General features: G+C 58.3%; 30 protein-coding genes. 9 read left to right on the plus strand and 21 right to left on the minus strand.

Annotated features, from left to right (window positions below):
- Positions 1-8: 8 nt before the first annotated feature.
- From tatC to RUM8411_RS00840, 3 genes are read right to left on the minus strand one after another with little or no spacing between them, the layout of a single operon-like run.
- A complete protein-coding gene (tatC, locus tag RUM8411_RS00830) occupies positions 9-929 on the minus strand; it encodes a twin-arginine translocase subunit TatC (RefSeq protein WP_085820747.1) in 921 nt (306 codons plus the stop codon).
- Complete coding sequence (gene tatB / locus RUM8411_RS00835; RefSeq protein WP_085820748.1) at positions 926-1,384, minus strand: Sec-independent protein translocase protein TatB; 459 nt, start codon at positions 1,382-1,384, stop codon at positions 926-928. Before tatB ends, tatC begins: the two co-directional genes overlap by 4 nt.
- 6 nt (positions 1,385-1,390) lie before the next feature.
- Complete coding sequence (locus RUM8411_RS00840; protein ID WP_085820749.1) at positions 1,391-1,606, minus strand: twin-arginine translocase TatA/TatE family subunit; 216 nt, start codon at positions 1,604-1,606, stop codon at positions 1,391-1,393.
- Positions 1,607-1,825: 219 nt separating this feature from the next.
- Between RUM8411_RS00840 and RUM8411_RS00845 the strand changes: the two genes are divergently transcribed.
- Positions 1,826-2,131 (plus strand): hypothetical protein, encoded by a 306-nt coding sequence (locus RUM8411_RS00845; protein WP_085820750.1) that lies wholly within the window; start codon positions 1,826-1,828, stop codon positions 2,129-2,131.
- A gap of 21 nt (positions 2,132-2,152) precedes the next feature.
- The gene (locus tag RUM8411_RS00850) at positions 2,153-2,824 is read left to right on the plus strand and encodes a helix-turn-helix transcriptional regulator (RefSeq protein WP_085820751.1); all 672 of its coding nucleotides are present in this window, start codon (positions 2,153-2,155) and stop codon (positions 2,822-2,824) included.
- Between the two features lie 65 nt (positions 2,825-2,889).
- Here RUM8411_RS00850 and RUM8411_RS00855 read toward each other — a convergent pair whose 3' ends face one another.
- The 9 genes from RUM8411_RS00855 to RUM8411_RS00895 all read right to left on the minus strand — a co-directional run bounded on the left by RUM8411_RS00855 (position 2,890) and on the right by RUM8411_RS00895 (position 11,180).
- The gene (locus RUM8411_RS00855; RefSeq protein ID WP_085820752.1) at positions 2,890-4,038 is read right to left on the minus strand and encodes a M23 family metallopeptidase; all 1,149 of its coding nucleotides are present in this window, start codon (positions 4,036-4,038) and stop codon (positions 2,890-2,892) included.
- 64 nt (positions 4,039-4,102) lie between these two features.
- A complete protein-coding gene (locus RUM8411_RS00860) occupies positions 4,103-4,753 on the minus strand; it encodes a protein-L-isoaspartate(D-aspartate) O-methyltransferase (protein ID WP_085820753.1) in 651 nt (216 codons plus the stop codon).
- Positions 4,750-5,532: a 5'/3'-nucleotidase SurE gene (gene surE, locus RUM8411_RS00865; protein WP_085821064.1), complete on the minus strand. Its 783-nt coding sequence runs from the start codon at positions 5,530-5,532 to the stop codon at positions 4,750-4,752. The genes RUM8411_RS00860 and surE overlap by 4 nt, the downstream gene beginning before the upstream one ends.
- Before the next feature lie 120 nt (positions 5,533-5,652).
- The gene (locus RUM8411_RS00870) at positions 5,653-6,738 is read right to left on the minus strand and encodes an ABC transporter ATP-binding protein (protein WP_200818516.1); all 1,086 of its coding nucleotides are present in this window, start codon (positions 6,736-6,738) and stop codon (positions 5,653-5,655) included.
- 80 nt (positions 6,739-6,818) lie between these two features.
- Positions 6,819-7,865 (minus strand): methyltransferase domain-containing protein, encoded by a 1,047-nt coding sequence (locus tag RUM8411_RS00875; protein ID WP_085820755.1) that lies wholly within the window; start codon positions 7,863-7,865, stop codon positions 6,819-6,821.
- 99 nt (positions 7,866-7,964) lie between these two features.
- The gene (locus tag RUM8411_RS00880) at positions 7,965-9,077 is read right to left on the minus strand and encodes a YhaZ family DNA alkylation repair protein (RefSeq protein WP_085820756.1); all 1,113 of its coding nucleotides are present in this window, start codon (positions 9,075-9,077) and stop codon (positions 7,965-7,967) included.
- Between the two features lie 2 nt (positions 9,078-9,079).
- Entirely contained in the window at positions 9,080-9,859 is a 780-nt protein-coding gene (locus RUM8411_RS00885) for an SDR family oxidoreductase (RefSeq protein WP_085820757.1), read from the minus strand.
- A gap of 44 nt (positions 9,860-9,903) precedes the next feature.
- Positions 9,904-10,722, minus strand: a complete 819-nt coding sequence (locus RUM8411_RS00890; protein ID WP_143534799.1) for a hypothetical protein — start codon at positions 10,720-10,722, stop codon at positions 9,904-9,906.
- 95 nt (positions 10,723-10,817) lie between these two features.
- Positions 10,818-11,180: a nuclear transport factor 2 family protein gene (locus RUM8411_RS00895; RefSeq protein ID WP_085820759.1), complete on the minus strand. Its 363-nt coding sequence runs from the start codon at positions 11,178-11,180 to the stop codon at positions 10,818-10,820.
- A gap of 109 nt (positions 11,181-11,289) precedes the next feature.
- Here RUM8411_RS00895 and RUM8411_RS00900 point away from each other — a divergent pair, with 109 nt between their 5' ends.
- The 4 genes from RUM8411_RS00900 (at position 11,290) to RUM8411_RS00915 (ending at position 15,707) form a co-directional block, all read left to right on the plus strand.
- A complete protein-coding gene (locus RUM8411_RS00900) occupies positions 11,290-12,897 on the plus strand; it encodes a peptide chain release factor 3 (RefSeq protein ID WP_085820760.1) in 1,608 nt (535 codons plus the stop codon).
- 21 nt (positions 12,898-12,918) lie between these two features.
- Positions 12,919-13,221, plus strand: coding sequence for a hypothetical protein (locus tag RUM8411_RS00905; RefSeq protein WP_085820761.1), 303 nt, complete (start codon positions 12,919-12,921; stop codon positions 13,219-13,221).
- Complete coding sequence (locus RUM8411_RS00910; protein ID WP_085820762.1) at positions 13,218-14,147, plus strand: glycosyltransferase family 2 protein; 930 nt, start codon at positions 13,218-13,220, stop codon at positions 14,145-14,147. Before RUM8411_RS00905 ends, RUM8411_RS00910 begins: the two co-directional genes overlap by 4 nt.
- Before the next feature lie 186 nt (positions 14,148-14,333).
- Entirely contained in the window at positions 14,334-15,707 is a 1,374-nt protein-coding gene (locus RUM8411_RS00915; RefSeq protein WP_200818517.1) for a DEAD/DEAH box helicase, read from the plus strand.
- On the opposite strand, the gene RUM8411_RS00920 is transcribed toward RUM8411_RS00915, so the two are convergent.
- The 3 genes from RUM8411_RS00920 to RUM8411_RS00930 are packed head-to-tail and all read right to left on the minus strand — an operon-like array spanning position 15,704 to position 17,708.
- A complete protein-coding gene (locus RUM8411_RS00920) occupies positions 15,704-16,606 on the minus strand; it encodes an EamA family transporter (protein WP_085820763.1) in 903 nt (300 codons plus the stop codon). The two genes, RUM8411_RS00915 and RUM8411_RS00920, sit on opposite strands and share 4 nt — an antisense overlap.
- Before the next feature lie 21 nt (positions 16,607-16,627).
- The gene (locus RUM8411_RS00925) at positions 16,628-17,512 is read right to left on the minus strand and encodes a fatty acid desaturase (protein ID WP_085820764.1); all 885 of its coding nucleotides are present in this window, start codon (positions 17,510-17,512) and stop codon (positions 16,628-16,630) included.
- Positions 17,505-17,708 carry a DUF2061 domain-containing protein gene (locus RUM8411_RS00930; RefSeq protein ID WP_085821066.1) on the minus strand — a complete coding sequence of 68 codons (204 nt, stop codon included), beginning with the start codon at positions 17,706-17,708 and terminating at the stop codon, positions 17,505-17,507. Before RUM8411_RS00930 ends, RUM8411_RS00925 begins: the two co-directional genes overlap by 8 nt.
- A 107-nt stretch (positions 17,709-17,815) precedes the next feature.
- On the opposite strand from RUM8411_RS00930, the gene RUM8411_RS00935 reads away from it, so the two are divergent.
- Together RUM8411_RS00935 and RUM8411_RS00940 are read left to right on the plus strand one after the other, a co-directional pair.
- Entirely contained in the window at positions 17,816-18,685 is an 870-nt protein-coding gene (locus RUM8411_RS00935) for a helix-turn-helix domain-containing protein (protein ID WP_085820765.1), read from the plus strand.
- 79 nt (positions 18,686-18,764) lie between these two features.
- Positions 18,765-18,947, plus strand: a complete 183-nt coding sequence (locus RUM8411_RS00940) for a hypothetical protein (RefSeq protein ID WP_085820766.1) — start codon at positions 18,765-18,767, stop codon at positions 18,945-18,947.
- Between the two features lie 6 nt (positions 18,948-18,953).
- Here RUM8411_RS00940 and RUM8411_RS00945 read toward each other — a convergent pair whose 3' ends face one another.
- The 4 genes from RUM8411_RS00945 to bcoG are packed head-to-tail and all read right to left on the minus strand — an operon-like array spanning position 18,954 to position 22,511.
- A complete protein-coding gene (locus RUM8411_RS00945; RefSeq protein ID WP_085820767.1) occupies positions 18,954-19,715 on the minus strand; it encodes an SDR family oxidoreductase in 762 nt (253 codons plus the stop codon).
- On the minus strand, positions 19,712-21,178 hold the full coding sequence (locus RUM8411_RS00950; protein WP_085820768.1) for a carnitine 3-dehydrogenase: 1,467 nt from the start codon (positions 21,176-21,178) through the stop codon (positions 19,712-19,714). The genes RUM8411_RS00945 and RUM8411_RS00950 overlap by 4 nt, the downstream gene beginning before the upstream one ends.
- A 25-nt stretch (positions 21,179-21,203) precedes the next feature.
- A complete protein-coding gene (locus tag RUM8411_RS00955) occupies positions 21,204-21,575 on the minus strand; it encodes a hypothetical protein (RefSeq protein WP_085820769.1) in 372 nt (123 codons plus the stop codon).
- An 18-nt stretch (positions 21,576-21,593) separates the two neighbouring features.
- Positions 21,594-22,511, minus strand: a complete 918-nt coding sequence (gene bcoG, locus RUM8411_RS00960) for a 3-dehydrocarnitine:acetyl-CoA trimethylamine transferase BcoG (protein ID WP_085820770.1) — start codon at positions 22,509-22,511, stop codon at positions 21,594-21,596.
- Between the two features lie 131 nt (positions 22,512-22,642).
- On the opposite strand from bcoG, the gene RUM8411_RS00965 reads away from it, so the two are divergent.
- Positions 22,643-23,629: a GlxA family transcriptional regulator gene (locus RUM8411_RS00965; protein ID WP_085820771.1), complete on the plus strand. Its 987-nt coding sequence runs from the start codon at positions 22,643-22,645 to the stop codon at positions 23,627-23,629.
- Between the two features lie 70 nt (positions 23,630-23,699).
- Here the strand turns inward: RUM8411_RS00965 and RUM8411_RS00970 are convergent, their stop codons facing one another.
- Both RUM8411_RS00970 and RUM8411_RS00975 read right to left on the minus strand, forming a co-directional pair.
- Positions 23,700-24,746: an aldo/keto reductase gene (locus tag RUM8411_RS00970; protein ID WP_085820772.1), complete on the minus strand. Its 1,047-nt coding sequence runs from the start codon at positions 24,744-24,746 to the stop codon at positions 23,700-23,702.
- Positions 24,747-24,784: 38 nt separating this feature from the next.
- A complete protein-coding gene (locus RUM8411_RS00975; RefSeq protein ID WP_085820773.1) occupies positions 24,785-25,243 on the minus strand; it encodes a DNA polymerase III subunit chi in 459 nt (152 codons plus the stop codon).
- Between the last annotated feature and the right edge of the window lie 3 nt (positions 25,244-25,246).

Raw genomic sequence — 25,246 nt, forward strand, 5'->3', positions numbered from 1 at the left:
TTTACAGGTTATTTATCGTTTTCGAATTCCTGAACGATTTCGTCATCTGCTTCTTCTTCGTCGTCATAGTAGCCATCAGCGCGCAGCTCTTCCTCGCGCTTTTTCTCGACCCGGGCAACCAACAGGATCGAGACTTCGTACAGCCCATAGACCACAACAAACAAAATGACCTGCGTGATCACATCCGGCGGGGTCACCAGCGCTGCTAAGACGAGGATACCAACCATCGCGTATTTGCGAACGCTGCCCAAACCTTCGGCGCTGACCAATCCGGCTTTGCCCATTAGCGTCAACAACACCGGCAGCTGGAAACACAAGCCAAAGGCGATGATGAATTTCAATGTGATGTCCAGCGACTCGTTGACCTTGCCGAAGAACGTAATTTTCACGCCTTCAGTTGTTTCAGGGACAACCACGATTTCCTCTGGCACATCCCCAGTAGTCGCCGACAACAGATTGGCAAAAATCGAACTGACATCCGCAAAACCCAAAAAGAACTGCATCGCCAGTGGTGTAACGACGAATTGAGCAAACGCCGCCCCCAGCAAAAACATGAACGGCGAGGCAATCAGGAACGGTAGAAAAGCGCCCTTCTCGGACCGATACAGGCCCGGCGCCACAAATCGCCACAGCTGATAGGAAATCACCGGGAAGGCCAGCGCAAACCCAAACACCATCGAAATCCGGAACAGCGTAAACAGATATTCCTGTGGCGAGGTGTATTGCAAAGTCGGAGAAGGATCCCCCAACTCGCGCAGCGTTGCCTCAATCGGCTGGACCAGAAACTGCAGGATCGGTTCAGCCACGGTGAAGGCCACGACAATGCCTATCACGAAGGCAATAACCGACCGGATCAACCGCGTGCGCAGTTCTGCCAGATGCTCGATCAATGGGGCCGAGCTGTCTTCGATCTCGTCGGTGTTGGTCATGTCTTGCTTTCAGTGTTCAGCGCGGCTTCGGCCTCTTCGGCCTTGGCCAGCGCGTCGGCCGCCTCTTTCGCCTTGCGTTCAGCCGCAGCGCGTGCGGTCGACGCTTGGATTTTTTTGGCCTGTTCTGCCCGTTCAGCCGCCAGTTTTCCTGTTTCGCTGTCAGGGTCAAACTTGGTTGGGTCGATACTTTTGGCCATATCTTGCGCCGCTTCCTTCACCCCGTCCATGGCACTGCCAACGGGGTTGGTCGCAGCGTTGAGACCCTTCTTGATCTCGTTCACGCCCGCCTGATCCGCCGCGTCGTTCATGGCGCTGCTGAACTCGCGCGCCATACCACGGGCCTTGCCGACCCAGCGACCGACATTGCGGAACAGCACCGGCAGGTCTTTTGGCCCCACAACGATCAGGGCGACAACGCCGATGACCAGAAGCTCGGTCATGCCCAGATCAAACATGGCGGATCAGACCTTGTCTTTGTCGGTCTCGGGCGTGACGTCTTTGGCCAGTTCGGACGCGTCTTCACTCAGTTCCTCTGCGCCTTCTTTGACTCCCTTCTTGAATGACGTAATGCCTTTGCCCACTTCGCCCATCAACGAGCTGATTTTGCCACGGCCGAATAGCACCAGAACCACAACTGCGATCAGCAGAATGCCGGGAAGGCCAATATTGTTGAGCATCTCTCTTCTCCTATAACGTCGGCGCCGTACGCCGGAAATGTGATCTGGGTCCGTGTCTACGCCCGCTGGCCCGCCTGCAAAAGTGAGTTGGTTCAAATCTGCGTTCAAATTTGATCCGATCCGATGTTTTTTACGGCCTCGGATTGATCAACTGACAGGTTTATGTCAGTTGATAGGGGCTAGGTAGACGGTATCGAAACCTGGTCAACGGAGATTCACATGACCCATGTTGCAGAAATCGTCACCTTTGAACTCGCCAACGGGACAACCCCGGAAGAGTTCGTAAAACTCAGCCAAGCGTCCGAAGCCTTTGTACGCGCAGCTCCGGGGTTTGCCCATCGTCAACTCAGTCAAGGCGAAGACGGGCGCTGGACTGACTACGTGATCTGGACCGATATTAAGGCCGCACAGGACGCAGCTGCGCAGTTCCCGCAGCAGGGTTTTGCGCCCGCACTGATCGCAGCGATCAACCCCGAAGGCATGCAGATGCGCCACGAGAACGTGCTATGGAACATGACCGCATAACCCCGGTCAGAACGGCGTGTCATGCGCCGTACTGATCGTCTGTTCGACATTATCCAGATCCTGCGCGACGGTGGCTTGCACCGCGCGCAGGACATCGCGGACCGGCTCGAAGTTTCGGTTCGCACGATCTATCGCGACATGGATACATTGGTGGCCTCGGGTGTTCCCGTCGAAGGTGAGCGCGGCGTCGGCTATATGGTGCGCGAACAGATCACCCTGCCCCCTGTGAACCTGACCCCCGCTGAACTAGAGGCCCTGAACCTCGGCATGGCCATCGTGGCCGAGGCTGCCGACCCCGATCTGAAAGCCGCGGCCGAAACGCTGTCCGAAAAAATCGACGCCGTTCTGCCAACGCAAGTGGTGGCCGAGGCGGACACATGGAAATTCGCCGTCTACCCCTTTGCTGATGCGGCCCGCGGGCTGGCCCACATGGCCCCTATCCGCGCCGCCATCAAGTCCCGACAGAAACTGCACCTGTCCTATCGCCGGATCGACGGCGTACTGACCGATCGCACGATCCGCCCCCTGCACATGGAATATTGGGGCCGCGTCTGGACATTGACCGCCTGGTGCGAGCTCCGCCAAGGCTTCCGCGTCTTCCGGATCGACCTGATCGATACGGTCTCGCCCCTGCCTGAAATATTTGCAGATGAGCCCGGCAAACGGCTGAGCGACTACGACCCCACAGCCTAGCCCGCCCGCTTCATCTGGCTAAAAATATTCCCGCCGGAGGCATGGCCCGAAACGGGCCATCCCCCTCACTTCAGATAAGGTTCCGGGTCAACGGATTCGAACCCCTTTCGGACCTCGAAATGAACATAGGCGTTGTCCCCGCCGCGCAGCGAAGCAATCTTTTGCCCACGACGCACTTTGTCACCCTTTTTGACCGTGATCTTGTCGACATTGGCATAGACCGTCAGCAGATCGCTGTTGTGCTTGACCACGATGATCGGCACCTGATCGGCATCCGCCGTGATCGCTGCAACGGTTCCGGCCTCGGCCGCGATTACAGCAGTGCCGGGGCTTGCGGCGATGTCGATACCTTCGTTCTTGCCCTTATCATAGGTTCGAATGATCGTCCCGGTGACCGGCAGGCCCAGGGCAGAATTGCTTTGGGTTGTCGGTGCCTCGGCAGTTACATCCGGCGCTGGCGTGGCTACCACGACCTCTTCTTCCGGCAAAGGTTGCGTCGCACTTGGCGGTGTCGGCGTCGGAGAGCCCTGCCCCGGCTCTGTCACGTTGGTGGCAGGCACCGCGGCCTGTTGCGGCGCAGGCTGGTTCTTGATCGGGATCAACAGGAACTGGCCTTCACGAACAGTAAATTCCGACCCCAATCCATTCCATTCAGCCAAAGCACTGACCGGTACGTCATAGAGGCGTGAAATTGTATAAGCCGTCTCGCCACGTTTAACCTTGTGCCGGACCGGCTCGGGACCCGTTGTCGGCACCGGAGCCGGTGTCGCGGCAGGCTGCGCAGGTTCCAGCGTTGCCGTACGCACCGATCCATCGGCCGGCGCTTCATCAATCGCGGTCCCAGCGATGGTGGCGATGTCGACATTGCTGCCCCCGCCGACCGAGCGTGGCAAGGCAATCACTTCGCCATCTCGCAGCGGATCATCGGGTTGCAGGCCATTGAACCGGGCCAATTCTACCGCTGGCAAGCCAACACGTGTGGCCACGTCAATCACCTTGTCGCCCGGTCGGGCCACAGCCACCTGGTAATTCGGGTAAGTAATAACCCCTCGCGCATCCGGCGCTGGCCGGTTGGTCGTTGCGGTTTTCACGGCGTCGGCGGTCGAAAATCCGCCGACCTCTCCGCGAAGGTCATAATCCCCGCACCCAGCGACAAGCGCCAAAGCCGCCACTGTCGTGCAGCGAAGTATCACTGAATTGGAAACTGCTCTCATTTTTACTGTCCTCAACACCTGCCCCTGTTTTCCGGGGTTCCGGCGCATATTGCAGAATATTCCTTTACGACCCGTCCTTGCCAAGTCCTTCTAACAAGGGCACGAAACGGACGGGCAACAATTCGTCATAGTCCAAACCGGTTTCGGTGCGCCTGACCCGGATCAGGGTCTGAACCGCATCCGACTGTCCCACCGGCAATACCATGATACCGCCGATTTTCAGCTGCGCCAAGAGCGGCCCGGGGGGGTCTTCTGCCGCAGCTGTCACAATGATACGATCAAACGGGGCCTGCTCGGGCAAACCATAGGACCCATCCGTCAACATTGCGGTCACATTTGTCAGCCCCATGTCACGGAACAGCTGGCCGGTTTCGCGCACCAGACGCTTGTGACGTTCAACCGTATAGACCCGGCGCGCCAGCTTGGACAGGATCGCCGCCTGATAACCCGACCCGGTCCCAATTTCGAGAACTGTGTCGCGTGGGCTAACCTCAAGCGCCTGCGTCATAAGCCCCACAACCGAGGGCTGGCTGATCGTCTGACCACAGGCAATCGGCAGTGGCGTGTCCTCATAGGCGCGTTCGGCAAACAAGCCTTTGACAAAGCGCCCTCGGTCGATCTGCTCCATCGCGGCCAGCACACGCGCATCGGTTACCCCGCGCGAGCGCAGGGCAAACAGGAATTGCATTGTTGTTTCGGGGTCCAATCCGCTCATTCGATCGACTTCAATGCCTCAAGCGTGTCATAGGCCGTCAGATCCGCCCGCATCGGTGTGACCGAGATATAGCCAGCCAGATTGACCGCCGCATCGGTGCCCGGTGCAGTTGGGTTATGTTGATAGCCGCCCTTGATCCACAAGAACCGCCGCCCCGAGGGCGAACTGTGCGGCTCGACCGAGAAATGCGTGTCCCGGCGATACCCTTGCGGTGCCACGCGTGTACCCAGCACCTCATCTGCGGGAACAGGCGGGAAATTCACGTTGTAGAACAGGCGGTAATCGCCTTGTTCCGCCGGGGTCGCGCCCAGAATACGTCGTACCAGATCAGCGCCGAAACGGGTCGCGGCCTCGAAGGGATCTTCCAGCCCCAGATTGCGGGGGCCGAAATACTGCGACAAGGCAATGGCCGGGATATTCTGTAGGGCAGCCTCCATCGCGCCACCTATGGTGCCGGAATACAGCGTGTTTTCTGCCGAATTATTGCCCCTGTTCACCCCCGACAGAACCAGATCGGGCGGAGTATCTTTCATCACGTCATGCAAACCGGCCAACACGCAATCTGCGGGTGAGCCTTCCGCGGCAAAGCGACGTTCGCCCAACTTGGCAACCATCATGGGATGGGTGTAGCTGATGCAATGGCCAACACCTGATTGTTCGAACGCAGGAGCCACGACCCAGACCTCGCCATCTGGTCCGGCCACGTCGGCGGCAATAGCCTCCAGCGCGATCAGACCCGGCGCGTTGATGCCGTCATCATTGGTTAAAAGTATACGCATATGCCCATCCACCGCAGCGTTTTGACCTTGATAGACGCGCCCCCGCGTGGCGGCAAGCAATGGGCGCACCCAATCTGAGGCTTTCGCGCACCACTTGGCGCTAAACTGAAACTTCAGACCCTAAATCGGGAAAACAAAGCATTTGTCACGGCGAATGGTCAGCCACATGACCCGGCCAGGGTTAGGCACAAAGACATTCGGCACCGTCGCCTTCAGGATCGAGCCATCATAGTCCATCCGGAACTCGACCAGGCTCTCATTGCCCAAAAACCGTGCCCGTTCGACCACGCCGCGCGCGGCGACGCCATCCGTGGCTGTGGGCAGTGGTCCCTTGCCGTTGCGGTCGAAATCCAACCGCACGTGCTGCGGCCGGAATACGATCTCAACATCTGTGCCATCCGGCACACCGGGTGACAAGAATTGGCCAAAGGGAGTTTCGGCCAGCGCCCCATTCACTTGCGACTGCAACACATTGACATCGCTAAAAAATGCCACTGCGGCCTTATCTGCCGGACGGGTGTAGACGTTGTACGGCGCGCCCTGCTGGACGATTTTTCCGCGGCGCATCAGGGCGATCTCATCGGCCATGCGCATCGCCTCTTCCGGCTCATGCGTGACCAGCAACACGGCCGCGTCCTCTTCCTTGAGGATTGCAAGCGTTTCGTCGCGGATACCGTCGCGCAGACGGTTGTCCAGCCCCGAGAACGGCTCATCCATCAGCATGATCCGCGGGCGCGGTGCCAGGGCACGGGCTAACGCCACACGTTGTTGTTCACCTCCCGACAAGTGATGCGGAAAGTTGTCGACGAACCGCATCAGATCAACCTTGCGCAGCAGTTCTTCGACGCGCGCGCGCTTTTCGTCCTTGTGACCCTTCAGGCCAAAGGCAACGTTGTCGGCAACACTGAGATGCGGGAACAATGCAAAATCCTGAAACATCAGGCCAATCTCGCGCCGCTCGGGCGGTACGCGAAACACCGTGTCGCAGATCAGTTTACCGTCGACATAGATCTGGCCGGTTTCCTGCATCTCGACCCCGGCGATCATCCGCAACGTGGTCGACTTGCCGCAACCCGACGGCCCCAGCAGGCAAGTCACCTGCCCCGCCTGCACCGTCAACGAGACGTCATCCACAACCACCCGCCCCTCGTATCGGGCGATCAGGTTGCGAATTTCCAAACGAGGAGGAGTTGCGTCTACTGTCACCGATGGATCCCGTTGCCTTTCCCGATCAAAACCATCGGGCTTGGGCGGGGATAGCAACCCCGCCCTTCAGGCGCAAGAGATCAGCAGCAGCCGCCGGATGCGGCCTCGGTCGTGGCTTCAAACGGGCTTTCCCCGCCGCAGCCTTCAAAAATACCAAAATGGGTCGCGAAATCGCCGATAAACTCGAAATGTCGTGCGAACCGGGTATCTTTCAGCATCATCCAGGTGTTGCCACAGACCGGGAAAACCTTACCGGTTTCAATTGCGTGGTGGTCGTCCAGCTCGAACAGATGCGGCGCGTTTGGGATGGTGCCCTTGTAGATCACGGCCTGCCCGTAATCCTCGCAGGCTGGCTCCAGTTCGGGCAGCTTGAACAACCGATAGGTCGCCGACAGGAAACTCAGGGGCGCGACACGCGCTTCCAGCACCGGGTTTTCAATGGCCAGCGGACGGTGGGTCACCCGACGCGGGTCGCCGAACCCTGATTTGCGCGAGATCGACAGAAAATCGTTCCAATAGAGCGCGCCGGACAGGCATTCGCCATACAGCACCTCATCCTCAGCCATGTCTTGTGGAATGCGACGGTCTGCGTAGACGTCCGAGAAATACATCTCTCCGCCGTCTTTCAGCAGCCGATGGGCACCGCGCAGAACGGCCTCTTTGTCGGTGGCAAGGTTGATGACGCAGTTCGAGACGATGATGTCGAAAGAACCGGGTTCCAGATCCAGTTCGTCCAGCTTTTCGATGAAACCGTGGTGGAACTCCACATTGCTTTTACCGTGACCAAAAGCCTTGGCGTGATAGTCCTGATGCGCGCGCGCAACATCCAGCTGCTCGGGCGTCATGTCTACTCCAACGACGCGGCCCGTTTCGCCGACCATTGCTGACAGGGCGTACACGTCCCGCCCCGCACCGCAGCCCAGATCCAGGATGCTCATCCCCTCAAGGTCCAATGGTGCGATCAGACCGCAACCATAGTACCGGGTCAGCACATCATCATGAATTTTCGACAGAATCTTTTTGACATGATCGGGCATGTCATCAGGGGTGCAACAAGCATTGGTCTGCAAATCCGCGCTGCCCTGCAGGACCTCACCATAATAATTTTGAACAGATTCATGCTTCATCGCTGCATTCCTTCTTTATGTGGTTGAACCGCAGGTAATGCAGCGCGGGGTTTGGCGCAATCCAGACGCGCTGGTTTTGACGAAAGCGTGAGGATGCGCCTAGCCCAGCAGGTCAAAATCCACACCCGCACGAATGCGACCGTTCACCTGAATCTCCAGCCGATGCGGGCCGGGAACCAGCTTGAACGTAGTAGCGTTGCCTTTCAGCTTATGCGTCTTGTTCAGGTTCAAGGTGCCACCCTGCAATGCAGCCTGTTTCAACTTATGCACCTTGGGTGAAGCTTTCCCGTTAGGCCTTTGAAAGTGAATAATATAATCAACCAGAACTGGTTGCCCATCGGCCCCTTCCAATTCAACCTCAAATTCCAGCGCAGCCCCTATCCGCGCGTCACCGTTGACTTGCAACGTTGCCTTGATGTCTGCGTCCGGGTCATATCCCAGCATCTTCATGGCGCGCGGATGGCCCGACTTCACCAATCCCCGCAGGGTATGTGACGTGATCCAGCGCAGCTCGCCCTCATCTTGGGCACCTTTGTCATTCCATACCTGCAGCCGATCCAGAACAAGCTCTGGGTCTTTTTTCGTGATGTCGTTCAGGTGGTTCGCCACCGATCTGGTGACATAGCGTGTGCTGTCGGCATGCAACCTGTCCAGAAACGGCATCGGATCGGACAGTTCCAGCCCTACCGCCTGCCCCCAGGGTAATCGCGGCCGGGTGCCTTCACTGACCAGACGGCGCACGTGATAGCTGTCATGTGTGCACCAGTGCTCTAACCGGGCCAGAACCAGTTCAGGATAGGTGTTCAGAAACGGGCGGATGGCCCATTCCATCGAAAACCTCTGTGTCAGCTCTTCCAGCACATCCAGTGCCAGATCGGGATGATCCAGCCCAACGGCCACCACCCAATCGCCCAGAGGTGCGAAAATGAAGTCGCCAAAATCATCGTCCGTTTTGTTTGGGTCCAACGGTGGCGGCAGTGCCTTTAGCAGTACAGGCGCAACTGCTGGTAACGCCCCCGGAACCGCCTGCTGCAAACATTCGGCAATCCAGGCCATCCGCTCTTTCAGCTCCAAATCCAGCAAGCGCGACATGACTTGTTGCTGAAACATGTCTGCATCAAACGAGGGATCGGCAGCGGCAAAAAGCCCCGCCAGATAGCGGGTCTTTTCCGCGTTAAACAGCTGATCTTTAAGTGAAAAATTCTGTGTCATTGCTACATCGTCAAATTTGTTGCGCCGCCGTCCAGCAGGATGTTCTGCCCGACGATAAAACCCGCGTGCTGCGAGCACAAAAACGCACAGGCTGCACCGAATTCGTCCCGCGTTCCATATCGACGCGCCGGGATCGTGGCGGCGCGCTCGGCACGGGCCTCATCGATCGAGACACCCTTTTGCGCCGCAACACCGCCGTCCAGCGCGTCGGCCCGATCCGTGGCGTGAATGCCGGGCAGCAGATTGTTGATCGTCACCCCACTGGGTGCCACCTGACGAGCTGTGCCTGCAACATAGCCAGTCAAACCGGTGCGCGCCGCGTTTGACAGCCCCAGCACCGCAATCGGCGCACGCACGGATTGCGAGGTGATGTTGACCACCCGGCCCCAGCCCTTGTCCATCATGCCAGGCAGCAGCGCCTTCATGAAGGCAATGGGTGTCAGCATATTGCCATCCAGCGCCTTGATGAAATCCTCACGATCCCAATCCGACCACAGACCCGGTGGTGGGCCACCGGCATTTGTCACCAAAATATCAACCCCTTGCGCCGCATCGATCACCTGCGCCTGCCCCCCTGGGCTGGTTACATCGCAAGCCACGATCTGCACGCCCACACCATGCTCGGATCGCAACCGCATGGCCTCGGCTTCCAGCGCCTCAGCCCCGCGCGCATTCATCACCAGATCGACACCAGCCGCGGCCAAAGCCTCGGCGCAGCCCAGACCAAGCCCCTTGCTGCTGGCGCAGATCAGCGCGCGTTTTCCTCGAATTCCCAGATCCATCTTCTTACCTCGTGGTCTCTGTTACTCTTTCATCTGACATCAAATCAGGACCCGTGAATTTCACGGTACTGTTCGACAATGTAATCTAGATCCCCCACCGCTTGCTCAATGACCCACAAGATCGTGGTCTGGCTGGGATCGCCCTCACGATGCCGCCGAATAAGCGGTTTGTCTTTCTTGCCAATATAGTACCGAACCCCAATTGCAGCCGAGGTATCGTTGTTGTCGCTATAAGAAATTCTGGTGTAGCCACTCGTGTTTTGGCAAACCCGTTGACCAAAAGCCCATTCTGTTCCGATCGTCGCAGAGTGGTCTTTGACGAAGTATCGATGCCCTATGCTCAACCCATTATTATCAAACGGGTAATAAATCAAAAACGCTGACGAGAAAACGTTTGTGCCAAAATCAAATTCATCAACGTCCGAGTTTACAAGCCGACTGTCTTCTGCACCGACCAATGCAGTCAACGTGAAACGGTCCAAATACACCTCAGCTTCAAAGCCAACCGCACGAAAATTTGCATTCTCCGTCAGGTCTGTCGATCCATAGTGCCCGTATAGTCCCAGCAAACCTTTGTTAGGGTGGCGCCAGAAAACGTGGGCCCCGACCCCATAAGCCGCTGCAGCTCCCATTCGATCGGTTTCCAATTGCGGCACAAGCCCGTCCAATTGATCACCAAAACCATGCCCGAGCGGCAGGGACACACTGCCATCAACGCCGTAAAGGCTGCGGAAACTGTTCGTATTTCCAAAACCCGAAATTTTGCCATTCACACCGTCCACTGCGGGGCGCTGATGGCTTGGTTGGTCTCCGGGCGAGGCTGCGGCAAAGCTTGGAACTATCGACACCGCGACAAAGAACAAGACAGAAAACTGACCCAATCCCACTCCGATCCTCCTCAACCCTGCCAAACATCTAGCACTGGCCGGGCAAGGAAGACCAGAAATGGGGCAAGAGTTTAGTAAAAGAACTCTTCCCGCACAATTTTGCCATCCGCGACGTGATAGACACCCACTTCGCGCATATCAAAGCTCTCACCGCTTTCTTTTACTTTGCCCTGAACTTCAAAAATTACGGCAAAGCGGTCATCGCCATGAGGGAACGGACCATTGACCTTTGCGCCCGACACTTCATGCGCACTTTCCCACCACTCGTGTTTTCCACGAATGGCGTCGCGGCCGCGGGTCTCACGACCCATATCCATAAAGTCCTGTGCTTCGACCGAGACGGCATCTACCGCGTATAGCTTCTCCAAATTCTCTTTCGATCGGTTTTCCCGGCATCCAGCGACCAGTTCATCAGCGATTTCTCTTAAATTCATTGATCTTCTCCATTATTTGTTCACTATTTGTTCTTATTGCCACGGGATCATGATTCGAACCAGCCCCTTTGTCTTGCTTCGGCAAGATTCCCCGCCTATACGCGCCTTCATGCTAGATACCGCCACCAACCAACCCGTATTGCCGCCCGAGATCGCCCGGCGCAGAACTTTCGCCATTATCTCGCACCCGGATGCGGGTAAGACGACGTTGACCGAAAAGTTCCTGCTGTATGGTGGCGCCATTCAGATGGCTGGTCAGGTTCGTGCCAAGGGTGAAGCACGGCGCACTCGGTCGGACTTTATGCAGATGGAAAAGGACCGGGGCATTTCGGTCTCGGCCTCGGCCATGTCGTTCGACTATGACCAGTTCCGGTTCAATCTCGTGGACACGCCCGGCCACAGCGATTTTTCCGAAGACACCTATCGCACGCTGACGGCCGTGGACGCGGCAGTAATGGTGATCGACGGCGCAAAGGGTGTGGAAAGCCAGACCCAGAAACTGTTCGAAGTCTGCCGCCTGCGCGATTTGCCGATCCTGACCTTCTGTAACAAGATGGACCGCGAAAGCCGCGACACGTTCGAGATCATCGACGAAATTCAAGAGATGCTGGCCATCGATGTGACGCCCGCTGCCTGGCCAATTGGTGTCGGTCGCGACTTTATCGGCTGTTACGACATGCTGCGCGACCGGTTGGAGCTGATGGACCGCGCCGACCGCAACAAAGTGGCGGAAAGCATCGAAATCAACGGGCTGGACGACCCGAAGCTGGCCGAACACGTGCCAGAGCACTTGTTGGACAAGCTGCTGGAAGAGGTTGAGATGGCGCGCGAATTGCTGCCGAAGCTTGACCCGCAGGCGGTGCTTGAGGGGCATATGACTCCGATCTGGTTCGGCTCAGCCATCAATTCCTTCGGCGTGAAAGAACTGATGGAAGGCATAGGTGCCTACGGCCCGCAACCGCAGGTACAATCGGCAGAACCACGCCAGATTGCACCCGAAGAGAAGAAAGTCGCCGGTTTTGTCTTCAAGGTTCAGGCAAATATGGACCCAAAGCACCGCGACCGCGTGGCCTTTGTCCGCATGGCGTCGGGCCATTTCAAGCGCGGTATGAAACTGACCCATGTACGGTCGAAAAAACCGATGGCCATTTCAAACCCAGTGCTGTTTCTGGCCTCGGACCGGGAACTGGCCGAAGAGGCATGGGCCGGCGACATCATCGGCATTCCCAACCACGGGCAGCTGCGCATTGGTGACACCCTGACCGAAGGCGAAGCGATCCGCGTGACTGGCATCCCCTCGTTCGCTCCGGAACTGCTGCAGACCGTGCGCGCGGGCGATCCGATGAAGGCCAAACACCTGGAAAAGGCCTTGATGCAATTTGCCGAAGAAGGCGCCGCCAAAGTGTTCAAGCCGTCGATCGGATCAGGATTTATCGTCGGCGTCGTCGGCCAGTTGCAATTCGAAGTGCTCGCCAGTCGGATTGAGATGGAATACGGCCTGCCCGTGCGGTTTGAGGCGTCGCAATTCACCTCAGCCCGCTGGGTCAGCGGCGACAAGGCCGAGATCGACAAATTCGTCAACGCCAACAAACAGCACATCGCAAACGACCATGATGGCGACATCGTATACCTGACCCGCCTTCAGTGGGACATCGACCGGGTTGTGCGCGACTATCCGGATCTAAAACTGACGGCGACCAAGGAAATGATGTCGTGACACGGTGGCTTGACCACGCATATGAGTGACGACCTCACTTACCCGGGCGGTCTGGCCGCCTTGACTGAGCGTTTCGAGCTGAGGCGTGACCCGGTCGAATTCGGGACTGAGGCTTTAGCAGGGGTGGATGTGGATCTGTTGCCGCTCTCGGAGCAGATTGTTTCTGCTAGCGCTACGCAGACCATTGAGGGTGCGTCAAACACCTCATGGACCCGTAAACGAAGCCAAATCGCACGCGAATTTGTCGGCCTTTCCCACCTGAGCTTCCTGAACGCCCAGCTGATCGCAAACCTGCGCGCAACACGGCGAAAGGCGCGGAAATGACGCGCTGGGGCATCGTCTCGACCGTCAGGGGGGCGGCCTCGGACATCCTGCGGTTTGCGGCCTATCACCTCGATCTTGGGGTCGACCAGATGTACCTTTATCTGGACGAGCCCAACCCAAAGGCGTTCAACGCGCTCAACCGTCACCCCAAGATCGAAGTGCGCAATTGCGACGCTGGGTTTTGGGCCTACCGTCAGCGCGAACGCCCCGACAAACACCAGATCCGTCAGACGGCCAATGCCAGTTTCACGTACCGCAAGGCGGATACCGACTGGCTGGCTCATATCGACGTGGACGAGTTCTTGTGGTCAGAACGTCCGATTGCCGAGGTGTTGTCCGACGTCTCCGAAGACATCCCAGGCGTGCGTATCCGACCAATCGAAGCGATTGCCAATGTCGATGATCTTTACAAGGCCTACATCCCCAAAAGCCCGGATCGCGAAGACATTGTGCAGTCGCTATACCCCAATTACGGCGCTTTTGTTCTGGGCGGGTTCTTCAGCCACGTGCAAGGCAAGTTATTTGCGCGTACAGGGCTGCCCCAGATCAACTTTCGCATTCATAACCTGTTCCAAAACGGAGAGATTCTGCCCACCAGAACCGAGTTGACTGAGGTTGATCTCTGCCATCGGCATGCGCCTGATTGGGACCACTTTCTGGCGCATTACCGTTTCCGGATGGAGTGCGGCTCTTACCAGCCCGGCATGTCCCCCAACGTGCCCCGCGACCAGGGTGGGATGAACAAGAACGAACTTCTCAGCTGGATTGAGGCCGAAGAAGGCATGTCCGGCCTACGCGTCTTTTTCGACGAAATCAGTGGCGCAGACCCAGCGGTACGCGCACGACTTGAACAGCGTGGCCTGATCCAGCACCGCCCCCTGAGTCTGGATCAAAAGCTCGGGAAACACTTCCCCGGAAGTGTATGAATTGTTGCGTAAAATCTGCACCGTGAATTCGGCGGGTAGTATTAAAGGCTCTTCATTTGACCCTGCCCTACGATTTTGTTATGTCCCGCTCCAAGCTGAAAATGCGCAATTCTGCGTATGGCCATCCGGGCCCGGCACACCTCTGACGCGCGGGCCAGGTCTAGTGTCCGCATGAACCGGACATACATGACAAAATTTACTGAACTGAACCTGAACCCGAAGGTCCTCAAAGCCATTGAGGAAGCCGGATACGAAACTCCGACCCCGATCCAGGAAGGCGCGATTCCACCTGCGCTGGAAGGTCGTGATGTACTGGGAATCGCCCAGACAGGCACTGGCAAGACCGCCAGCTTCACGCTGCCCATGATCACCATGCTGGCCCGTGGCCGCGCTCGTGCGCGGATGCCGCGCTCTTTGGTGCTGTGCCCGACGCGAGAGCTGGCCGCACAGGTGGCCGAAAACTTCGACACCTATTCCAAGCACTTGAAACTGACCAAAGCACTGCTGATTGGTGGCGTCAGTTTCAAGGAACAGGATGCACTGATCGACCGGGGCGTCGACGTGCTGATCGCTACTCCGGGCCGTTTGCTGGACCATTTCGAGCGGGGCAAGCTGCTGCTGACCGGTGTACAGATCATGGTGGTGGACGAAGCCGACCGGATGTTGGATATGGGATTCATCCCTGATATCGAGCGCATCTTTTCGCTGACGCCCTTTACCCGCCAGACCCTGTTTTTCTCGGCCACCATGGCGTCCGAGATTGAACGGATCACCGACACGTTCCTATCTGCCCCTGCCCGGGTTGAAGTTGCCCGGCAGGCAACGGCGTCCGAGACCATCGAACAAGGCGTCATCATGTTCAAAGGTGGCCGTCGCGACCGCGAGGCGAGCCAGAAACGTAATGTACTTCGCGCGCTGATAGATTCTGAGGGTGAAAAATGCACCAACGCAATCATCTTCTGCAACCGAAAGACGGATGTAGATATTTGCGCGAAATCACTTAAGAAATATGGCTATGATGCCGCTGCCATCCATGGCGATCTGGATCAATCGCAGCGCACGAAGACGCTGGATGGATTCCGCGACGGGTCGCTGCGCCTGCTGGTGGCCTCGGATGTGGCCGCGCGCGGATTGGATGTGCCGTCGGTCAGCCATGTGATTAATTTCGACGTCCCCGGACACCCCGAAGATTACGTCCATCGTATCGGCCGCACCGGTCGCGCAGGACGCGAGGGTAAGGCCATTACGATCTGTTCGGGTCGCGATGAAAAGGCACTGGATGCGATTGAAAAGCTGATCCAGAAGGAAATTCCGCGTCTGGAGAATCCACTAAAGGATGAACCCAAGGCCGAAGCGCCGAAGCCCGAGAAAAAGCCTAAACCTGTGGAAGCGAAGACGACTGAAGGCAAGAAGACCGACAGTAAAAGAAGCGACCGCACCAAAGACAAAGAGCCCAGAGGCCGAGGACGCAGAGAAGACCGTGGCCCTGCGGTTGTGGGCATGGGTGATCACCTGCCCAGCTTTATTGCACTCAGCTTTGATGAACGCCGCACCGGCTAAATCGACAGCACCAACGCCAGTATCGAAGTGCCAAGCAATGCCATCCCGGCGATCTCTCGCCGGGTGATGGTTTCGCGGAAAAACAAGATTGAGGCGAACAGGCTGAAGATCAGCTCGACCTGCCCCAACGCCTTGACATAAGCCGCGTTCTGTAAAGTGAAGGCCAAGAACCAGCAGAATGATCCGCACAGGCTGGTCAGCCCTACAAAGATGCCGGTTTTGCGTGTGTCCCACACCGCGCGCAGCTCGACCCGGTCGCGCCACAGCAACCAAATCCCCATGCTCAGAAATTGGAACGACACCACCACGGCCAGTGTGACCAAGGCGCGGAACCAGGCGTCGATATCACCCAGCTCCAACGTGGCGCCACGATAGCTGACCGAGGAAAACGCGAACAGCACCCCCGAGCCCAGCCCAAGACGCGAGGCAGGATTGGTCAGGTGTTGCCACCAGACACCGTCGCCTCCGGGGGATTTGGACAGCAGCAGCACGGCAGTCAACCCCAGAAAGATCGCCACCAACGCGCCAGACGACACCTGATCCCCCAGAACCAGAAAGCCTACGATGGCGGTCTGAATCACTTCGGTTTTCTTAAAGGTGATCCCGACGGCAAAGTTGCGCTGTTTAAACAGGGCGACCACGCAGATCGTCGCCAAAATCTGGGAACTGCCGCCAATGATTGCATAAAGCCAAAACAACCCTGTCAGAGGCGGCAGGCTGAACCCGTTCATCTGCACCGCGACCCCAAGCCCAAGAACCGCCAGTGGCATCGAATAGGCAAAGCGCGCAAAAGTAGCACCTGCCGCGCTCAGCTTTACCGAGCTGAGCGATTTTTGCAGCATGAACCGCACGGTTTGAAATGCGGCGGCAGCTAGGGTGACGGGAATCCATAAACTCATGCCGCCCTTTGTGTGGCTAAATCAACCCTTTGGCCAGAGTGGATGCACCACCGGGTCCTTGGCGCGCCAGAAATAGGCGCGGAAAATCTGACCGTAAGAGCGATAGACATAGGCCTCATTGCTGGCCAGATACCGATCCTTGCCCTGCCGGTACAGCGCTGGCAGCCTGTACCACGGTGCGCTGGGGTTCATATGGTGAACGACGTGCAGGTTGTTGTTTAAAAACAAAAAAGCCAGCGGACCGCGATCTTCGACAATCACCGTCCGAGCACGGGATTTATCATGCGCCCGGTGCTCTAGAAAGGTGCGGATTTTGACCAACCCCAATCCGAGATAAGCAGCCAATACATAGGCCCATATTGGCATCGCGGACATGGAAACGATCCAACACACAGCAGCGACGCCCGGCACGTGCAAAGCCCAGGCCCGCAGGATTGCACGATCTCCGCGTCGGGCACCGCGCAACTCGTCCCGCAGGAACAGAAACTGTCCAATGGCCGGGCCCAGTACAATCCGCCCCAGCAACGTGTTGTTAAGACCCAACATCCACTTTTGCCACGCGCCTAGCCTGCCCCAGACCTGTGGGTCCAGATAGTTCGATTCCGGGTCGTCATAGGGATCGGTCAAGGTGGCATCCCGGTGATGAGCCAGATGCAGGTCCCGGAACCGTTCATAGGGGATAAACAAGGTCAGAGGCAGCGCCATTAGCGCCTCGTTCAGCCATGTCGCACGGAACGGATGCCCGTGCAGGGCTTCATGCGTAAGCGACGAATGCATTGCCGCAACGACCCCCATCGCCGGAATAGCCAGCCAGAGCGGCAGAAAGAAGATAACCGCCAACCACACACCATAGCAGGCTAGGATCAGAGCGAAGGTGCCCCATTCTGGTGTCGCACGCTCAGACATTGCGACCCCATGTGATACCGGCCCAAATGCGTTCGTAAATCACGTAGAGGGTCAGTCCGATGGCCGCGTTCACAACAGCCAGTGTTCCACCAATCGCAGCCGATCCGGTGGCCAGCACCCCAATCAGGGTCATGACCATCAGGCCCATGACATTCCACACCACAGCTTTCACGACTGATCTGCGCCGTGTTTCCATTCCGTCACCCATATTATTGTTATGTCTTTCAAATTACGGGCCGCAGCATCTGTTGAAAATTCTGAATATGATTAACAAAACTCATCATCTGTGATATTTCAAAACACATGGAGAATAAAATCGACAAACGGGACCGCGCGGCCCAGTTTCGCCTGCGCCTTGCACGGGCCATGGAGGACCAGCACATCAGCCAAAGCGCGCTGGCCCGTCGTATCGGCGTGGACCGTTCGACCGTGTCGCAACTGCTGACCGATGCAGGCGCGCGCTTGCCGAATGCGCATGTGGTTGGCAGCTGCGCTGCGGCGCTCGGCGTGTCTGCCGATTGGTTGCTCAGCCTCTCGGACCGGCCAGAAAGCGCCGCCGAATTGCTGGCAGGGTCTCTGACTGTGACAGAGGCCCCTCGTGCGTTGGTGGATGAGCGCATTTTCGAATGGCACCAAGAGGCCGCGGGCTATAAAATCCGTTACGTTCCGGCGACTTTACCGGACATGCTGAAAACCCGCGCCGTGCTGGAATGGGAATACGCCCCGCATCTTGGGCGGACAGCGGATCAGGCTATCGGTGCCTCGGCCGACCGCCTGACATGGATGCGCAGCGCGCAATCCGATTATGAAATCGCCATGCCGCTATATGAGATTTACAGCTTTGCTTACGGCACCGGGTATTATGAGGGGCTAAAGCTGCAGACCCGGCTGGACCAGATCGACCACCTGCTGTCGCTGTCCGATCAGTTGTATCCTCGCATGCGCGTCTATCTGTTTGACGCAAAACGGCTGTATTCTGCGCCTGTTACGATCTTTGGCCCCTTACTTTGTGTTTTCTATGCTGGCAGCCACTACATGGCCTTTCGTGACCGCGATCGCATAGAAACTTTTACCCGTCATTTTGACACGTTAGTGCGCGAAGCTGATGTAACTGCCCGCGACTTTCCCAACCACCTCGAACGTTTGCGGGCGGCGATTTCCCGCACCGGGTGATGCGCCGAGACAAATCCTGTGCTATCGTCATCCAGCGCGAACCTTCGGGTATTCCGATCACAGACGGAGGACGACTGGAATGGACGCAATACAAACCGCTCAATATGCACGGGCCCTTTATTCCGCTCATGGTGACCGGGCCGAGGCGGAAGCCGCTCAGAAAATGCGCGAATGCGAGGCCGCAGGAAACACGCGGCAGGCAAAAGACTGGCAGTCTGTTCGCCAAACTATCCGCCAAATCCGTGGGCCAAACCAGGGCTGAGGCCGCTTAAATTTTTGGGTCGGGGTTCACCGTGTGCCCGTCAACAGCAATCACCTGCCCCGACACCAGCCTTGCCGCATCCGAGGCAAGGAACACAGCCATGTTTGCGATGTCATGGCCTTCGACAAACCGCCCCATCGAGGTACCCGCGGCATAGCCCGCATAGACCTGATCGCGGGTCATGCCCTTGGCCGACGCCTCGCGTTCCAAAACACCTTCCATCCGAGGGCCTTCGACCGCACCGGGGCAGATGACATTGCAGCGCACGCCGTGTGGACCCAGTTCCATCGCGAGGGTCTTGCCCAGCCCGACCATGCCCCATTTAGCCGCCGCATACGGCGCGCGGTTCGGGTAGCCGTATTGCCCGGCTGTTGACGATGTGATCACCACCGCGCCGCTGCGTTGGCGTTTCAGGATCGGCGCGGCATGTTTTGCGCATAAAAATGCTCCTTCCAGATTGACCGACAGACACGCACGCCAATCCCCCAGCGCCACGTCTTCGATCAGAGCCGTTGGCCCCGCAACGCCTGCATTTGCGCAGAGCGTGTCCAAGCCGCCCCACGCGGCTTCGATGTCGGCAAACAAGCCTGCTACGGCTGCTTCGTCCGCCACGTTGACCTGGGATCGGTTCCAATGCGCCGGACAATTGGCCAGCGCGGCGTGGTCGACATCCGCCACCCAAACCTGCGCCCCGGCCGCGTCGAACGCCTCGGCCATCGCACGACCAACACCCGACGCGCCTGCCGTGATCAGAACGCGGGCGCTCATGCTGGTTTCCGAATGGCCGCACCGGCACCTTGGGGATAGGGCAAGTTTGCTTGCGCCTCTGCAATTCGAGCCATCGCGGCCTCGATGTCTGCCGAAGGTGCGCTGGGGCGTCGCGTCTCAAGACTGACATGCAGCAAAAAGCTCTCACCGGTGGCCAGTAGCTTGTCCCCCTCGTACATGCTGTGGAACACGTGCAATTTCTTGCCCTGCCCCAACAGCATCTGTGTGCGGATTTCGATCTTCGCGCCTGCTTTCACCTCGTCGATGTAACGGATGTGATTTTCCGCGGTGAAATAGCTGCCGCCCGAAGCGATATAGTCTGCGTCACAGCCCATGATTTCCATGAACCTGTCAGTCGCAGCGGCGAAGGCCTCAAGATATCGTGCCTCGTTCATGTGGCCGTTATAGTCGGTCCAATCGAGCGGCACCGCACGTGCAACGGTCAGAATAGGCTGGCTCAGATCGGCCTGCTCCATTGTCGGCAAAGCCCCGGGTTTCAGCGCCGCGTCATGCTGGTTCAGCACGGCGCCTGCGCCCCAGTCCCGCGCCTTGAGCGCGCGCATCATGCCCACAAGGTTGTTGTCTCGGATGCGTTCCAGATCCCGGATCGAATGCATGCCCGATTGCGCGTCCGACTGATCCGCAATCATGTCCACCAACTCATCGGTGAACTCTGGCACATCCATCAGCTTGGTCCATGGCCATTTCAAAGCCGGGCCAAACTGCGCCATGAAATGCCGCATCCCGGCCTCGCCCCCTGCCACGCGGTAGGTCTCAAAAAGACCCATCTGCGCCCAGCGGATGCCAAAGCCCATGCGGATGGCCTCGTCGATCTCTTCGGTTGTGGCGACGCCGTCCTTGACCAGCCACAGCGCCTCGCGCCAGACGGCCTCCAGAAACCGGTCGGCAATATGCGCGTCGATCTCTTTCTTCACATGCAACGGGAAGAACCCGACCGAGGTCAACAGGGCCTTGGCCCGCTCGACCAGCTGGGGCGGGTTGGCTGGAGTTGGCACCAGTTCGATCAACGGCAGCAGGTAGACCGGGTTGAACGGGTGCGTCACCACGATCTGTTCCGGGCGCAGCGCGCCCTCTTGCAACTCAGAGGGCTTGAACCCGCTGGTCGAAGACCCGATGATCGCATCCGGCGAACAGGCCTCTTGCAAGCCTTTGTAAACCTTAATCTTCAGGTCCCGCCGTTCCGGCACGCTTTCTTGAATCCAGGTCGCGCCGTGCACAGCGTCCGAGATGTCATCGTGAAAACTCAAGCCCCCCTCGGGCGGCAAAGGCATATCACTCAGCCCTGGCAGCGACCGGCGCGCATTGTCCAGAACCTCACCAATCTTACGCGCGGCCTCGGGGTCCGGGTCGAACACCCGAACATCCCACCCGTTCAGCAGGAATCGCGCGGCCCATCCGCCGCCGATTACGCCACCGCCGATGATTGCAGCTGTTTTTAACATGTCGTTTTTCCATTCGTTTTGATCCTCAGGTCAGGAACCAAAGGAATGTCAGAATCCAACCGCCCAGAAAGACGATTCCAGCAACCTGACCCGCGCTTCGGAAACGGCGCAAAACAAGCGCCGAGGCGCTCCCGAGTCCGATAATCCCCGCACACCACCAAACACCGATCACTAAGAAAACAACCGGAGAGGTATATCCGGTCACCTCAATTTCAGGCACCAGAAAAACGCCTAGAAAACCCAAAACGATCAATACCAAAGCCCCGGTCAACCCTGTCCACCAAGAGGAATCGGATTGCAGATACGCGGTCGCGGCAAGCATCGATGCGACAAAAAACGATAGGAAGAACAATACAGTCATGGCCGCGTCGTTAAACCTCAGCGATTGTTTTGTCACCTCGATTTCCTCGATGCACTACTTCGCCATTGGCGCCCGCTTCACCAGCCCCAGCTTCTCACGCACTTCTGCCGGTCCAATCACCCGTGCGCCCATATTCTCAATAATGCTTCCTGCCCGTTCGACCAGTTGCCAGTTCTCGGCCAGCACGCCTTTATCCAGCCAGAGGTTGTCTTCAAGACCAACCCGCACGTTGCCGCCCGCCAAAACCGACGCTGCCACATAAGCCATCTCGTTCCGGCCCAGCGAGAACGCGCTGAATGTCCAATCGTCGGGTACGTTGTTCACCATCGCCATGAAGGTATTCAGATCGTCCGGCGCGCCCCACGGCACACCCATGCAAAGCTGGACCAAGGCGTTGGGTTCCAGAATCCCCTCTTTCACCAATTGCTTGGCGAACCACAGATGGCCGGTGTCAAAGGCCTCAATTTCGGGCTTCACGCCCAGATCGGTCATCATTTGCCCCATCGCCCGCAGCGCGCCGGGGGTGTTGGTCATGACATAGTCCGCCTCGGCAAAATTCATCGTGCCACAGTCCAGCGTGCATATCTCAGGCAGGCATTCGGCGATATGCGCGACCCGCTCGCTTGCGCCCACCAAATCGGTCCCCGCCTGAGCCAGGGGAAGCGGGTTTTCAATGCTGCCAAACACCATGTCGCCGCCCATCCCGGCTGTCAGGTTCAGCACAGCATCGACTTCGGCGTCGCGAATACGGTCGGTCACTTCGCGATACAGCGCCAGATCGCGCGATGGCGCACCTGTCTCGGGGTCGCGCACGTGGCAGTGCACCACCGCTGCCCCGGCCTTGGCCGCAGCGATCGCACTGTCGGCAATTTGCTGCGGTGAGCGCGGCACATGCGGGCTGCGATCCTGCGTTCCGCCCGAGCCTGTGACGGCGCAGGTGATAAAGACCTCACGGTTCATTTCCAGCGGCATGATGTTCTCCCCAAGATATACCCGGTTACGCCCAAGTTTTCCCCAGGCTTCTCCACGGATTCCGATTTGCTTTCACTCCCGAGTCTGACGCAGCTTTGGGGAAACTCTTGTCAGAATGCGAATCGAACTTGATGAAATCCGCAAAAAACATACTGCAACCCGAACATCGCGCCCTGAAAACGGCCGTTCTTGTGCTGGACGAATGCAACACGCTTAGCTTTGCGTCCGCCGTTGATCCAATGCGCGCAGCCAATCGGTTGGCGGATCGGCCGGCCTTTGATTGGGATTACGTCACCGCCACCGCAAATCCAGCATCGCTGACCAGCGCTCTGACTGTACCGGGCATCCCGCTGGCCCGCCTACAGAGCTGCGATTTGATGATTGTAGTGGCCGGGTTTCAACTGGCCCGCCATGCCACGCCCAGCCTTCTGGCGGGCTTGCGCCGCATTGCCGGTACCGGTGCAACAATGGCTGGCATTGATGGTGGTCCCTGGCTGCTGGCCGAGGCCGGGCTTCTGAACGGTCACGCCGCAACTACCCATTGGGAAGACCTCGACAATTTCGCCACCCGCTTTCCCGATGTCGATGTGCGCCCCGACCGATTCACCGTCTCAGAAAACCGCCTGACATCCGGAGGCGCGATCCCAGCGGTTGAGATGATGCTACACATCATTGCCGCGCGCCACGGCGCAGGGTTCGCTGCCCGTGTTTCGGGCTTGTTCCTGTACGACGGCGCCCCGGAACCCACAAAACCACAAAGCCGCACGGGCGTCCCGCATCGTCACACCGCCTTGACTGCCAAGGCAAACACGCTGATGCAATCCTCACTGGATGACCCGCTGCCGCTTGCCGATATCGCCGACACATTGGGCACCAGCCCGCGCACCCTACAGCAGCAATTCCGCCTTCGCCTGAATACCACGCCGCAGGATCACTATTTGCAACTGCGTCTGGCCGAGGCCCGACGGCTGGTCACCGACACCGACATTTCTCTGATGGATGTGGCCCTGGCCACAGGGTTCGGATCACAATCCAGCTTTGCACGCGCCTTCCGCACAGCACATGGACTTTCTGCCCGCGACCTGCGCCAGGACCGCACGCTACCTACCCATCACTGACCGGATCCGCTTCATCTGGCCAAAAATATCCCGGGGGAGACTCCGCGAGCGGAGACGGGGGCAGAGCCCCCTAAAACGGCATCGGATGCGCGCGGTGCGCTTCACTGATCGCGCTGAAAACCTCATCGGACAGCTGCAAGTCCTTACCCTCAAGAATATGGGCAAGCTGCGCCACGGTTGTGGCACCAAAAATAGCCGACATCATGAACGGTCGGGCCCGGCACCAGGCCAGCGCCATATGAACAGGGTCCAGCCCGTGCTTGTCAGCAACCTCCAGATAGGCCGCCACTGCCTCAAAAGCCCTGCTGCGATGTCTGCCGCCCATCTCGGGCACCAGTGACATCCGCGATCCCTCGGGCACTGCACCTCCCTGATACTTGCCGGTCAACAACCCGGAGGCCAGAGGCGAAAAAGCCATCAGCCCAACATCCTCATGCACACTCAATTCGGCCATATCCGTATCGAAATGGCGACACATCAGTGAATATTCGTTCTGCACCGAGGCCACCCGCGCCGCGCCCATCTGCTCGGCTATCCGTAGCCATTGCGCAGTGCCCCAGGCGCTCTCGTTGGACAGACCAAAGGTGCGAATGTTGCCTTTGTCGACCTGTTGCTGCAGCGCGCTCAGGCACTCTTGCATATTGTCCAGCACGTCACTCGTGTTGTGGCCGGACGGCGCATAGTTCCAGTTCTGCCGGAACATGTAACTGCCCCGGTTTGGCCAGTGGAATTGATACAGGTCGATGCAGTCCGTCTGCAGTCGCCGCAACGATCCCTCGATGGCCACAGGGATCGTCTGCGCCGAAATCGGCGCGCCGTCACGAGCATGGGCAAATCCCGCGCCCGAATGCTTGGTGGCCAGAATGTAATCGCCCCGGCGCGCTGGGTTGGCAGCATTCCAGTTGCCTAAAATTTCTTCGGTCCGCCCGACAGTTTCCTTAGAGATCGGGTTCACCGGATACATCTCGGCAGCGTCGACAAAGTTGATCCCGGCCTCCAGCGCCATATCCATCTGCTGGTGCGCGTCCATCTCTGATGTCTGGGTGCCAAAGGTCATCGTGCCAAGGCACAGATCCGTCACCATGATGCCCGTGCGGCCCAAAGGCTTCATCTCCATCTGTCGCTCTCCCGGTAGTGTCTTTGAAGGTCCTGGGCCTATGCCTCGGCCTTCTTTTCCCAACGGCCCGATTCCTCGGACCAATATTGCGCTGTGCATCCTGCGTCGGTCAGCGTTTTCCACTGCCCTCGCGCATATTGAACAGCCTCGCTGTCATTGCCGTCAAACAAGATACACACCCGTTCCAGCGCTGCCACCTCGTCAGGGTCGATCGCAGCACCATCCACACCCATGACACAGGCCGGATCATTGGCGGAATGCGCCTCGGTCGTCAGCAGGATCGGCTGGGCCGCATCATGCGGCCCGCCTGCTCGGCCATGCGGCAGGAACCCGTCCTCGGGGCTCAGCCACAGTTTTTCGTCCAGCCAGTCCATCCGTGCGGGATCTGTGCCTCGCACGGCGATCTCCCACCCGGCCTTCCGCGCCTTGTCCAGCAAAACCGGCAGGGTCTGCTCTAACGGCTGACGGGTCAGGTGATAGAAATAGACGGCCCCCATCTG

Origin of the sequence: Ruegeria meonggei, assembly GCF_900172215.1 — a bacterium.
GTDB classification, from domain to species: Bacteria; Pseudomonadota; Alphaproteobacteria; order Rhodobacterales; family Rhodobacteraceae; genus Ruegeria; species Ruegeria meonggei.